Origin of the sequence: Nocardia sp. NPDC050793 (assembly GCF_040654065.1) — a bacterium.
Lineage (GTDB): Bacteria > Actinomycetota > Actinomycetes > Mycobacteriales > Mycobacteriaceae > Nocardia.
The window spans coordinates 588,608-600,855 of sequence record NZ_JBFAHG010000003.1 but is presented as its reverse complement, the minus strand read 5'-3'; the positions used below and the strand labels follow the sequence as shown (position 1 = coordinate 600,855).

The window sequence follows — 12,248 nt, the reverse complement described above, 5'->3', positions numbered from 1 at the left end:
CCGGGAATCGCTGCGCGGCGAATCGCGCGCCTCGTTCACACCGGCGGCGCGCCGTGAACCAGGCCGATGCCACGCACCCACAGCGTGGACAAGGTGGCCGCCGCCGCGTCGGTGTCGATCTCGGCGTCGGTCTTGGCCCACTGGGTACAGAACTCGCGGACCATGCCGCACAGCGCCGTCGCCGCATAGGCGGCGTCGATATCGACTGCGGCGAGGCGGCTCTCCTGCAGCCGGGTGATCATCTGTGTTGCCCGGTCGATGAACAGTTCGATCTCGGCTTGGAGCAGTTCGTCGATCTCGGGGTTGAGCCCGGCGACCTCGCCCCACATGAGCATCAGGCGGGCATGATCGCGGAACGCGAGCACGTAGGCGCGCACCGCCGCTTCGATCGCCTCGACGGCTGTGCGGGGCTCGGTGCCGAGCCGTGAGCGCACCTTCTCGCGCATGTCGGCGATGAGATTCAGCACCACCGCCTGAAAGATCGCTTCCTTGGAGTCGAAGTACACATAGAAGGTCCCGTGCGCGACGCCGGCCTCGGTGACGATGTCGGCGACCCGCGTTTCCACGAACCCGAGCCGCGCGAAGACCGACTCGGCGGCGTCGATCAGTTTCGTGCGGGTCCGCTCTCCGCGGGGCGTCAATGCCGGTGCGTGCTTGCCGGTCCGCGTGTTAACCGATTGCGACACGAGATCATCGTCCCAAACAGGCGCGGACGCCAATGACTACGGGCCCTGCGACCGGCGGCACTACCGTGCGTTCGGGTGGCTCTCCACTGCCTTGACCCGGCGCCGGAGCAGGCAGAACTCGTTCCCCTCCGGGTCGGCCAGTACGTGCCATGTCGCGGCGCCGGTCTGGCCGACGTCGACCTTCCGCGCACCCGCGGCGAGCAGCCGTGCCAGTTCCGCGTCCTGATCGCGGTCGGTGGGGTTCACGTCGAGGTGCAGCGGCAGTTTCCCGCGCTTCGGCTCGGCGCTGCGACCGAACACCAGTGTGGGCTGCGGCCCGCCGAAGCCGGTTCCTGGCGGGCCGATCTCGAGGTGATCGTCGCCCTCCCAGCCGAGTTCGACGTAGCCGAGGACTTCGCACCAGAAGTCAGCCAGCCGTTGCGGGTCGGCACAGTCGATGACCAGTTCGGTGATCCTGCAAGCCATGTCCGCGACACTACGCGTGCGGACTGTTCCGACAGCGGTCTTCCTCGTCGGCGAAGCGGTCACGAGGCTGAGTGCTGTGTCGGCAATCTCGTTGGAAATCGGCGTAGTTCGACCAGAACCGAGCAAATGCATTGATACCCGGTCACGCTACCCAGTCAAAGTTATCAGCGTTGATTTCCAGCACGATTGCATCGAGATATCGCCGATCTCGAGAGATTTGGACAGTTGCACAGCATTCGGTTGTGAGATATGTCAAGTATCGAATACTGGCACGCCGCCGAATGAGTGTGATAGAGCGCGATTCCGCTGCTAGCGAAGGCTTCAGCCGCCAAAGCTAGCTATTTACACGGAGTTACACGCACCAACTGTTAACTCGAAATACACAATGGACGATGACCCCTCGGGCGGCGAATACCGCCGACTGAATCTAGACTGACGCACACGTTCTCGGAGCCGAGTCGAATTGCGCCCGCCGACAGCTCTATTCGAACGCATTTCACGCCGTGCCGCGACGCACGAAATTCACCGTCACCCCCAGGAGGGAAGCATGCACTCCTCAGCGCCCGATGTCGGTACTCCGCCTGACATCGGCCTCCGAATCACCACGCCCGGCGAATCGTTGTACGCCGCACCGGACACCGCGATGCCGGCGCAGACCTCAACGATCACCATCCCCACCGCGCCCACGCCGAGCAGGCCACTCCAGTTGAGCTCCCTCGACCTGCAACTGCTCGACATCGAAACCGATTCGGCACCAATGCATGTCGGTGCAGTCACCGTCCTGGACTCCGCCGCAGCCTCGAACGGGCCACTGGACGTCACGTCCCTGCGGCGGCTGTTCGCCGACCGCCTGCACCTGATCGCGCCACTGCGACGACGGGTGCGCAGGGTCCCGTTCGGGCTCGATCTTCCGTACTGGGAGGACTGCGACCACATCGATCTCGGCTACCACGTTCGACACATACGACTACCCGAAGGCGCCGGTGACGAACAGCTCGCCGACTACGTGGCGCGCCGGCACGCCGCACCACTCGACAGCACGCGCCCGCTGTGGGAATGCGATCTGATCTCCGGTCTGTCCGACGGACGCCAAGCCGTCTACACCAAGATCCACCACGCGGTGATCGACGGCGTCTCCGGCGCCGAAATCATGGCGGCCATCCTCGATTTCCAGCCCGAGCACCAGCCCGCACCGCCACCCGCGGACGGCATCTCCCGCAACCGTAGACCCTCCACCGCCGAGATTCTCGCCCGCAGTCTGCCGAACATGCTCGGTCGCCAAGCGATTCGAGCGCGGTCCCTCCTACAGGCCGGTCCAGCCCTGCTCCGAACCCGCAACGACCTCCGCGCGAAACACCCCGACGTGCCGATCGAGAAACCGACCACCACCGCCCGTAGCCTCGCCTACACCTCACTCCCCCTCGACGAGGTCAAGAGCATCAAGGACCGCGTCGACGGCACCGTCAACGATGTGGTGATGGAGCTGTGCACCTCGGCACTACGACGCTGGCTACTCGACCACGACCACTCTGCCGACCAGCCCCTGATCGCGGCGATTCCGGTATCCGTACGCACCCCCGAGCAATTCGGCACGGCCGGAAACCAGTTCTCCCTCATGCTCACCGCGCTACCGATCGCCGAATCCGACCCCGAACATCGACTGAAACTGCTACACAACAACCTCCTCGAGGCCAAGCAACGCTTCCAGACCCAACCGCCCACACTCCTGCACAAAGCCACATCCCTGCTCACACCACTGCTACACGGCCGACCCACCCGCGCCTTGCTACGCGCAGCAGCGCCGAACCTCCCCCTGGTCGATCTCGTCGTCTCCAACGTCCCCGGTCCCCAGGTTCCGCTGTATCTCAATGGAATTCGCGTCCGACACAGCTACCCGGTCTCTCTGCTCACCGAGCTGTCCGGCGGCCTCAACATCACGGTCATGTCCTACGACGGCCACCTCGACTTCGGCATCCTCGCCTCTCCCGACGCTTTCCCCGACGTCTGGGATCTCACCGGCAATCTGCGACAGGCACTGACCGACCTCCAGCAGTTGCCCTAGAGGCCATAGCCGATCGACGGATCTGCCGGCCATCCCTTCGTCGTCGGCAGTCACGGCACATTTCTCTCCCCGTGTCCTGACAGCGTGATGCCCACGTCGCGGGTCATACCCTCGCTCTCGAGCACGTCGGTCAGCAGCGCTGTCACTCCTGCGCGTTCGCGCTCGTCCTTCAGCTCCCGAATCGTCAGAGAGACATCGATATTCACGGACCTTGGTCCGGCAGCACCGGGACCAACGACTCTGCCCGCGGGCCGGCCTGGACGGGCATGGTGATGACGGGCTGCGGCACCTCCCAGCCGCCGCCCGTTCCGAACCGACGTTAGGGGAATCACCGTGAGCGACAAGCCATCCGGCCAGCCTTACCACGCCGAGCCGGGACAAAGCCTCGCCGACATATACAACGTCCCCGGCATCGTGCTGTTCATCGCCGGAGTGGTGGGCCTGGCCTCCACGCTCACCGCGGCGGGATCCGGATCCACCGACTGGATTGCGCTCGGCGCCGCCGTCACCGCGTTGTGCTTCATCGCCAGCGTCGCGGTGTTCTGGCTCGAACACGAGCGCCTGCGCCGACTCGCCCGATCCCGCGTTCTGATCCCGACCGAGCCGCAGCCGCACCCTCCCGAGTGACAAGCACCAGCTGCGGACGCGTTCCACGGCACCTTTCGACGGCCCGGACCGCGCGAACCTGAACTCGTCGGCGCGCTTCGATACCGCTGGATCCGGCCGAGCCGCCTACACTCACGCGATGTCGTCGTGTCCAGTTCGCGCAGCGATGAGCGCCGCGCTCATCGCCCTTCGTCTGCCCGCCGAGAGCGCAGCGCCGCGATGACCGCGACGATGCCGCGCTGGCTCGGCGGGGTCGTGTTCACCCCCGGCCTGATGGCCTTCACCGGCGGCATCGGCGACACCGCGGCCCATTCCCATGCCGCCGTGCAAGTTTTGCTGGTCACCGCGGGCGAGGTTACCGTGGTCGACGCCGCTGGACGCTCCGCGGCCGCCGAGTTGGCGATCATCCCGCCGGGGGTGCGGCACGAAGTGCGGGCCGCCCCGGACACCAAGGGTTTCATCGCTTACCTCGACTCCGGTAGCACCGTCGGCCGCGCCGCCCTCACTCGACTGCGTGGCCTGCCCGCCGATCACGTCACCAGCTGGATCACCGCGGCGATCCCGCACACCACAGCGGCAGTGCCGCAACAGAACTCGGTGACGCGGCCGCCGTCCCGGTCCCCGCACCCGGTGGTGGCCGAGGCACTGCGCTTGGCCGCGGCTACCGCGGGCGGCCCACCGTTGCTCGGCGAGCTCGCGGCCGCCGTGGCGATGTCGCCGAGCCGCCTGTCGCATCTGTTCACCGAGCATGTGGGGTTGCCGTATGCGGCGTGGCGACGGTGGACGCGGCTACACCTGGCAATCGGCACCGTGCGCGCGGGCAGCACGCTGACCGAGGCCGCGCACGCCGCGGGTTTCACCGACAGCGCTCACTTGACCAAAACCTGCCGCGACCTGTTCGGCATCACCCCCACCGAAGCTCTCGTCGCAACCGGCTGGCGAACTCCGCCCGTGGCGCGCCTCAGCTGATTTCTACAAGCCGCCACCGGTATGCGGCGGCGACGCTGAATCCATGTCCACCATCGCTCGATCCCTCGTCCGCTACGGCTACGCACCGGTCATGCTGCTTGGCGTCAACGGGGCCGGAATCGCCCTGGCCGCAAGCGGAGCCAGCAAGGCATGGCTGCTGGTTCTGCTGGTCACCGCCATCGCGTTGTCGTTCGCCGCCGAACGCCTGCTGCCGTATCGGAGTGCCTGGAACAGCTCCCACGGCGACGTCGGGCGCGATACCGCGCATACCTTCGTCAACGAAACGCTCATCCTCGCCAGTGTCGCCGTCATCCCGGCGTTGGCCGCGCTCGTCCCCGGTGACGGGATCTGGCCTAGCAGTTGGCCGTTCGTCGTTCAGGTGCTGATCGCGATTCTGGTCGCCGACTTCGGGATCACGCTGACGCACTACGCCAGCCACAAGATCGGGGTGCTGTGGCGGTTTCACGCCGTGCACCACAGCGTTACCCGCTTCTACGGTCTCAACGGCCTGATGAAACACCCGCTGCACCAGACTCTCGAGATGACCGCGGGCGTCACCCCGCTGTTGCTGGCGGGGATTCCGGTGCCGGTCGCTTCGGCGTTGTCGCTGGCGGTCGCGGTGCAGTTGCTGCTGCAGCACTCCAACGCCGACTACCGCGTCGGCCCGTTGAAATACGTCCTGGCGCTCAACGAAGGCCACCGCTTCCACCACTTGAAATGGGCGGGCATCGGCGACGTCAATTTCGGGTTGTTCACTCTCGTCTGGGATCACATGCTGCGCACTCACAGCTACGACCCCGCCCGCCAGTTCAGCAGCGCCGACCTCGGGATGGCCGCAAAGCCCGACTACCCCGTCGGCTACCTGGCGCAGCTCGCCGAACCCTTTACTCGTCACGGCGCATGCACCGTCACTTCCGCCAACCCCACCGAGACCCGCTCGGACGTGGTGCGGGCACCGTCCAGCTGATCGGCTGCAAGCGATCGCCGAGTCCTGTTCTCGGGCTCGGCTTTTCGCATTCCGGGAGGTGCCCCGTCTCAGCGCACCCAGTCCGGAGTCCACACGTCATCGGTGGATGTTGCCCGGTACCTGGTCTGGAGGTACTCGAGGACGTTCGCCAGGACGGGGTGTCTATTGTCCGCTCGCCAGATCACGGAGAGCGGATAGACCGGGGTCGGGTCGACGACGGGGATTCGGCGCAGGTCGTAGCTTTCCGGCCAGAGGTATCGGGAGCCTTGGCCGACGAAGGTGGCGAGCTGGTTCGAGTCGGCGATTTCGGCGAGCAGCGCTTCGGCGCCGAAGCTCGGCCCGATCGTGTCGATGGTGAGTCCGAACGCTGTCGCCAGATCGTTGTAGTAGCCGACCGGCTCGGGGTCGGTCATGCCGGGCATCCAGATGCGGTGATCGGTGAGTTCGGCCATTGTCACGGTTTCGGCGTTCGCCAACGGATGTCGCGGGCCGACCAGCAGTTCGTGCCGGTCGTCGATCACTCGCGACGAGCGCAGTCCGTTCGGAAGGTCGAGGCCGCGTAGGGATCTGAAGGTGGCATCGAGAGTGCCCGCACCGATCTCGGCCAGTGCCGACGCGGCATCGGCGTGGTCGAGGGTGACGACATCGAGCTCGATGCCGGGGTGTTGCCGGTAGAAGTCGTAGAGCACGGTGGAGGGTGCGATCCTGCGGGCGACGACATCGATCCGCAGGGCCCTACGCCCCGGTGTCACGGCCGCTGTGACGCGTTCGGCGGCGCGGAGCAGCGCACGCGCATGGGGAAGCAGCGCTTGCCCGTCGACAGTGAGCCGCGCACCCCGGGCGGTCCGCGCGAAGAGCTGCGCACCGAGTTCTCGCTCCAGCGTCGCCACTCGCCTCGATGCTCCCTGCTGGGTGATGCCCAGATCGTCGGCAGCGGCTTGGAATTGGCCGGATTCGGCGACAGCGACGAAGGTACGAACCGCATCGAGATCCACGAGGCGAGAACCTACCCCCACAACGACGAGTTGTGACGCGCCGCTCGATCCGTTGTTGGTGTCGGCGTCCGTCGACCGGCTTCAATCTCCCCCGGCAACAAAGCGTTGTCCCACGAGGTGTGAAGCGGAGCGAAGCGAGTGCTGAATATCGGGCGGAGACCGAAACTGGGCGAGGCCTTCGGGTGGTTGTGGGCCTCCTACGCGGTCAGCGCCTACGGGACCGGGCTCGGGTTCGGGGCGTTCTCCGTCGTTGCGATCACGGTCTCGAACGCCGGTTCGGCAGAAGTGGCGGCCTTGTCGTCAGCCGGACTGGCGATCGGGGCACTGCTGGCGATCCCGCTCGGGCCGTGGATGGAGTTCCGCGCCAAACGGCCGGTCATGATCGCCACGGACGTGGTCCGATTCGCGGCGTTGGCATCCATACCGCTCGCCTACTGCCTGGGCGTCTTGTCCTTCACGCAACTGTTGGTGGTCGCCACCGTCACCGCGGCGGCGAAAATCGCGTACACCGCCGCCGGCGGCGCCTACCTCAGGACCATCGTCCCCGCCGACGGGCTGCTGGCGGCCACCAGCCGGTTCGAGTCCACCACCTGGTCGGCCACGATCATCGGACCGCCCGTGGGCGGCGCCGCCATCGGGCTGCTGGGGCCGGTGACCACCCTCGTCATCGACGCGACGAGCTATCTCCTTTCGGCGCTCGGCATCACCGCGATCAGGCAACCCGAGCGGCCCCCGCCTCCGCGCAAGACCTCGACGCGCCGGTGGAGCGACATCGCCGAGGGATGGCGATACATCCTCGCCCACCGCACGCTGCGCCGGCTCTTCTTCAACACCATGCTGGTCAATGGACTGATCATGGCCACGGAGCCACTCTTGTCGGTGATGATGCTCTCCCACTTGCGGTTTCCGGTGTGGCAGTACGGTCTGGCATTCGCGGTTCCGTGTATCGGTGGCCTGATCGGGTCCCGGCTCGCCCGCCGCGTCGCCGCCAGTTGCGGCGAAAAGACGGTGCTGCGGGTCTTCGGCACCCTCCGCGCCTGCTGGCCCCTCGGACTGGTATTTATCCAGCCCGGACTGGCCGGGCTTGTGATCGTGATGGCCGCCGAGTTCGGGTTGATCCTCTGCGCGAGCATCTTCAACCCCGTCTTCGCCGCTTATCGGTTGAAGAACACCGATGCCGACCGCCACGCCCGGGTGCTCACCGCGTGGTCGATCACCACCAGCACCGGCACCGCCGTGCTCACTGTCTCGTGGGGTCTCCTGGCAGAAGTCACCGGGCCGCGCGCAGCGATCGCCCTGGCCGGGGTTCTGCTCCTCGGCACGCCATTCCTGTTGCCGCTGAAGCTCGCCGCGCCGGAACCCGCGAGGCCCGACTCCGCCGAGCGAGCAGTCGGCTCTCTCCAGTGCGAGCTCAGCGCCGCGCCGGGCTGCGAAACTCCAACGCTCCCCTCGGATATCGATAAGCCCGCTAATTCATCCCGCCGATCCGGGTGTCGAGAACACCAGCCGCACCGTGCCCCCTGGCGCCAATCGTGCGACCTGATCCCGGCAGGCGATGTCGATCGGCTGCGACGGGCCGGGGTCGGAGCTGATCTCGACGCCGTCGCCGCTGACTCGCACGGCGAGCCGGTGGCCGCGATAGATCATCGGGAAAGCCAGCGCGCCAAGTGATTCGGGCCAGTTCGGGCAGAAGATGAGGCGATCGCGGCGGATCTCGAGTCCGGTGAAGCAGCGCTGCAGCAGGTCGACGCTACCCGCCATCGCGCCGAGGTGAATCCCTTCGGCGGTGGTGCCGCCCTGGATGTCGGCCACGTCGGACTCGAGCACGCGGTCGAAGAACTCGACGGCACGGTGCCGGTTCGCCCTGGCCAGCACCCACGCGTGCACCACGGCGCTGAGCGTCGAGCCGTGCGAGGTGCGCGACAGGTAGTACTCGATGGTGCGCGGAATCATCTCTCCCGGCAGTTCGTATCCGAGCTGGCCCAGCAGTTCTCGTAGTTCGTCGGCCGAGAGCAGATAGAACAGCATCAGCACGTCGGCTTGTTTCGCCGCCCGGTAGCGATTGACGTCGTCGCCCTCCGCCTCGAGAATCCGGTCCAGCCGCTGGATATCGCCGTAGCGGCGACGGTAGTGATCCCAATCCAATTCGGCCAAGCGCCCGTAGCCCTCGAACTGGCTGATGACCCCGTCGTGGAACGGGACGTACATGCGCGCGGCGACGTCCTGCCAGTGCCGTGGCTCCGATGGCGGCACGGCGAGCTTCTCCAAGAGTTCCGACCGTTCGCGCGGAGCCAGGAGGGCGAGCGCGTCGACCGCCCGCAAGAGCACCCAGGCCGCCATGACGTTGGTGTAGGCGTTGTTGTCGATTCCCGCGTCGGGCGCGTCCGGGTAGCCGGAATGGAACTCGTCGGGACCGATCACACCGCGAATGGTGTAGCGGCCGCGCGCCGCGTCGTAACCGGCCAGGCTCGACCAGAAGCGGGCGATATCGACCAGCAGCTCGGCGCCGCATTGGACAAGGAACTCGAGGTCGCCGGTTGCCTGGTAGTACTGCCACACGTTGTAGGCGATCGCGATTCCGATGTGGTGCGCGCGCCGGCTCGGATCTGGATTCCACCGGCCCGACAGCGGATTCAGGTGCAGCCGCTGACTCTCCTCGCGGCCGTCGCTGCCGGACTGCCACGGGAACATCGCCCCGGCCAGCCCGGCCTCCGCGGCGGCCCGGCGGGCTTCGGGCAGGCGGCGATAGCGGTAACGCAGCAGCGACCGGGTCACGTCAGGGAATCGTGGATTCAGCACCGGGAGGACGAACACCTCGTCCCAGAACACATGTCCGCGGTAGGCCTCGCCGTGCAGACCGCGCGCCGGGACGCCGACGTCGAGATCCGTGGAGTTCGGCGACAGCGTCTGCATCAGGTGCAGCAGATGCAGGCGCACGATGCGCGCCGCGTCCGCGCTGCCTTCGAGGTCGATCCGCAGCCGTGCCCACAGGTGTTCCCATGCCACGGCATGTCCCTCGAACAGGTCCGCGTAGCCGCTGGTGGCTTCGAGCCGGCGTGCGGCCTCCTCCTCGGCGCCCGCGCTGGCGTGATCACGTCCGGAGCAGACGGCCACGATCTTCTCCAAACTCACCGACCCGCCTGCGGCGATGTCGACGGTGAAGTCGTGCCCGATCAGACCGTCTCGATCGACCAGTTTCCGCGGTGCCTCGACCGGTTGCTCGGCACGCCGCAGAATGCTGCGGGTCGCCATCGCCACCGATATGCCTGACCCGTTGGTGCGCACCGCGAGCAGCACCGAATCGCCGGACAGCGCTACCGCGCGCTCGGCCGTCAGGTGCGCGTCGGACAGCGCGCGATAGCGCTCGACCAGGCTGTTGCGCACGCTGCCGTCTATCGCCGAGCGAATGGTCACGGCGCCCGACCAGTTCTCGGCCGTGACAGTCGTTTCCAGCGCGCCCAGATGGGGCCGGTGCATGGCGGCGAAGCGGCGCTGCCGCACCGCGGTGATTCGGCCCTCGGCGTCGCGGACCCGGAACTGCCGTACGAGCTCGGCACGACGCAAGTCGAAATGCTGCCGATACGACACCAGTTCGGCGGCGTCGAGATCGAACCAGTCGCCGTCGTCGATTCGGAAGGTCACCGGCAACCAGTTCGGCAGGTTCACCAGGCTTTCGTTGTCGACCTCGTGTCCGTCGATCTCGTCGGCGAGCCGGTTGTACAGCCCGGCGATATAGGTGCCCGGGTAGTGGACCGCCCCGGCCACCGATTCCGGCGCCGCGCCCCGCGTGGCGAAATAGCCGTTGCCGACCGTGCACAGCGACTCACGGAGCTTCTCTCGCGGCGGGTCGTAGCCGTCGAAAGCGAGCACCCACGACTCCGGCACGGTCGCGACGTCGTCGCGGAACGACTCCGCCAGCCGCTCGAGGAACTCGCGAACCTCGCGGGCCCCGGTGACCGCGAATCCGGCCGCGGTGTGCCGGTCGCCGGTCTCGTTGTGCCGCACACTATTGCGATGCCGTCGGATTCGATGGCGTCGAAGGCGTCTTCGTCGGTGAGGTCGTCGCCCAGGTAGATCGGCGACACCCCGACGTCGAGATGCCGCAGTATCCAGCGCAGGGCGGCGCCCTTGTCCCAGTCCACATCGGGTCGCAATTCGGTGACGCGCCTGCCGGATGTCACGCGTAGACCGGCCGCGCGTCCGACGTCGTGGACAGCGGCGACCACCCTGCCGACATCCCCTCCCGCGACATTGCGATGGTGGACCGCCACCGCGAAACGCTTGTGCTCGACCAGCGCACCCGCGACATCGCCCAGCCGTTGTCGCAGCTCATCGGCTGCCCGTGCCAGCTCCTGTTCGGCGCCCGGCACGACGTCGTGTACGTGCCGGGTGCCGTCCGGTGCCATCAGGTCGAAGCCGTGGCTGCCCGCGTACCAGATTCCGCTGACGCCGACGCGGTCACGCAGGTCGGTGAGATCGCGTCCGCTGATGACCGCCACGGGGCACAGCGTGGCGAGGTCCGCCAGCGCCGCCACCGCGCCGTCGACGGGCTTCGCGGCAGCCGGATCGGTGACGATTTCGGCCAAGGTCCCATCGAAATCCACTAATACGGCGGGCTTTTCGGTGCCGAGCCAGCCCGTGATGGAGGTCCAGCGCTCGATGGCGTCGGGAAGCTCCGACATCCGCAGGAAGCCTTCCCGCAGCCGCACCTCGGCGAGGTCGCCGACCACGATGTCCGCCCCTCGCGACGACAGCCGGTCGGCGCTTTCGTGCCGGTCCACGCCGATCACCAGCGCGAACCCTCCGGCGCGGCCCGCGGCGACGCCCGCCTCGGCATCCTCGACGACAACCGTGCGGTCGGGTGCGGCGTCGAGCCTGCGGGCTGTTTCGTGCAGCATCGCCGGATCGGGTTTGCCTGGCATACCGAGCTTTTCGGCCTCGATTCCGTCCACCCGTACGGTGAAGAGGTCACCGATACCGGCGGCCGCGAGCAGTTCCGCGCAGTGGCGGCTTGCGGTGAACACGCCGGTGCGTATTCCCGCGGCATCGAGCCGCCTGACCAGCGTGACGGTCGAGTCGAACACCCGCACGCCGTCGCGCGTGAGCCGCTCGCGGAAGAGGCGATCCTTCCGGTTGCCGAGCCCACAGACGGTCTCGGCCGTTTCCGGATCGGAGGAATTTCCCCATGGCAGTGCGATCCCTCGGGCGGCGAGAAAGTCCGCGACACCCTGATATCGGGGTTTGCCGTCCACGAAACGCAGGTAGTCGGTCTCGGTGAACGGTGAACGGTCTTGCCCGGCGCCGGCGGGACGGTGATCCAGGAAGGCATCGAACAGTTCCGTCCAGGCCGCGGCGTGGACGGACGCGCTGTCGGTCACCACCCCGTCCATGTCGAAGATCACCGCGTCGTGGCGGCGCGCATCGATCTGCGGCAGCGGTGCATCCTTGTCCACACATCCAGCCTGAACCGACCCAGGTGTTCCGTCCAGGGGTCGGTG

At 67.2% G+C, this 12,248-nt stretch carries 8 protein-coding genes and 2 pseudogenes; 5 read left to right on the top strand and 5 right to left on the bottom strand.

Going from position 1 to position 12,248, the window contains the following annotated elements; translation table 11 throughout:
* Positions 1 to 35: 35 nt before the first annotated feature.
* Complete coding sequence (locus AB0H50_RS13315) at positions 36 to 686, bottom strand: TetR/AcrR family transcriptional regulator (protein ID WP_357450874.1); 651 nt, start codon at positions 684 to 686, stop codon at positions 36 to 38.
* A 60-nt stretch (positions 687 to 746) separates the two neighbouring features.
* Positions 747 to 1,151, bottom strand: a complete 405-nt coding sequence (locus AB0H50_RS13310; protein ID WP_357450872.1) for a VOC family protein — start codon at positions 1,149 to 1,151, stop codon at positions 747 to 749.
* Between the two features lie 547 nt (positions 1,152 to 1,698).
* Between AB0H50_RS13310 and AB0H50_RS13305 the strand changes: the two genes are divergently transcribed.
* The gene (locus AB0H50_RS13305) at positions 1,699 to 3,213 is read left to right on the top strand and encodes a wax ester/triacylglycerol synthase family O-acyltransferase (protein WP_357450870.1); all 1,515 of its coding nucleotides are present in this window, start codon (positions 1,699 to 1,701) and stop codon (positions 3,211 to 3,213) included.
* A 50-nt stretch (positions 3,214 to 3,263) separates the two neighbouring features.
* Here the strand turns inward: AB0H50_RS13305 and AB0H50_RS13300 are convergent, their stop codons facing one another.
* Positions 3,264 to 3,419, bottom strand: a complete 156-nt coding sequence (locus tag AB0H50_RS13300) for a hypothetical protein (protein WP_357450867.1) — start codon at positions 3,417 to 3,419, stop codon at positions 3,264 to 3,266.
* A gap of 127 nt (positions 3,420 to 3,546) precedes the next feature.
* Here AB0H50_RS13300 and AB0H50_RS13295 point away from each other — a divergent pair, with 127 nt between their 5' ends.
* From AB0H50_RS13295 to AB0H50_RS13285, 3 genes are all read left to right on the top strand, one after another.
* Positions 3,547 to 3,840 (top strand): hypothetical protein, encoded by a 294-nt coding sequence (locus AB0H50_RS13295; protein WP_357450864.1) that lies wholly within the window; start codon positions 3,547 to 3,549, stop codon positions 3,838 to 3,840.
* Positions 3,841 to 4,038: 198 nt separating this feature from the next.
* The gene (locus tag AB0H50_RS13290) at positions 4,039 to 4,788 is read left to right on the top strand and encodes an AraC family transcriptional regulator (RefSeq protein WP_357450861.1); all 750 of its coding nucleotides are present in this window, start codon (positions 4,039 to 4,041) and stop codon (positions 4,786 to 4,788) included.
* Positions 4,789 to 4,831: 43 nt separating this feature from the next.
* The gene (locus tag AB0H50_RS13285) at positions 4,832 to 5,755 is read left to right on the top strand and encodes a sterol desaturase family protein (RefSeq protein WP_357450858.1); all 924 of its coding nucleotides are present in this window, start codon (positions 4,832 to 4,834) and stop codon (positions 5,753 to 5,755) included.
* 68 nt (positions 5,756 to 5,823) lie between these two features.
* Here AB0H50_RS13285 and AB0H50_RS13280 read toward each other — a convergent pair whose 3' ends face one another.
* Complete coding sequence (locus tag AB0H50_RS13280; protein ID WP_357450855.1) at positions 5,824 to 6,750, bottom strand: LysR family transcriptional regulator; 927 nt, start codon at positions 6,748 to 6,750, stop codon at positions 5,824 to 5,826.
* 138 nt (positions 6,751 to 6,888) lie between these two features.
* On the opposite strand from AB0H50_RS13280, the pseudogene AB0H50_RS13275 reads away from it, so the two are divergent.
* Positions 6,889 to 8,070: pseudogene (locus AB0H50_RS13275) on the top strand (MFS transporter); the annotation flags it as partial.
* Positions 8,071 to 8,223: 153 nt separating this feature from the next.
* Here AB0H50_RS13275 and otsB read toward each other — a convergent pair.
* A pseudogene (otsB, locus tag AB0H50_RS13270) lies at positions 8,224 to 12,140 on the bottom strand (trehalose-phosphatase).
* Positions 12,141 to 12,248 lie beyond the last annotated feature (108 nt).

What these genes read in the sequence shown, in the direction of transcription:
- AB0H50_RS13310 (WP_357450872.1), bottom strand. Translation starts at nt 1,151, where the DNA reads ATGGCTTGCAGGATCACCGAACTGGTCATCGACTGTGCCGACCCGCAA.
- AB0H50_RS13305 (WP_357450870.1), top strand. Translation starts at nt 1,699, where the DNA reads ATGCACTCCTCAGCGCCCGATGTCGGTACTCCGCCTGACATCGGCCTC.
- AB0H50_RS13290 (WP_357450861.1), top strand. Translation starts at nt 4,039, where the DNA reads ATGACCGCGACGATGCCGCGCTGGCTCGGCGGGGTCGTGTTCACCCCC.
- AB0H50_RS13285 (WP_357450858.1), top strand. Translation starts at nt 4,832, where the DNA reads ATGTCCACCATCGCTCGATCCCTCGTCCGCTACGGCTACGCACCGGTC.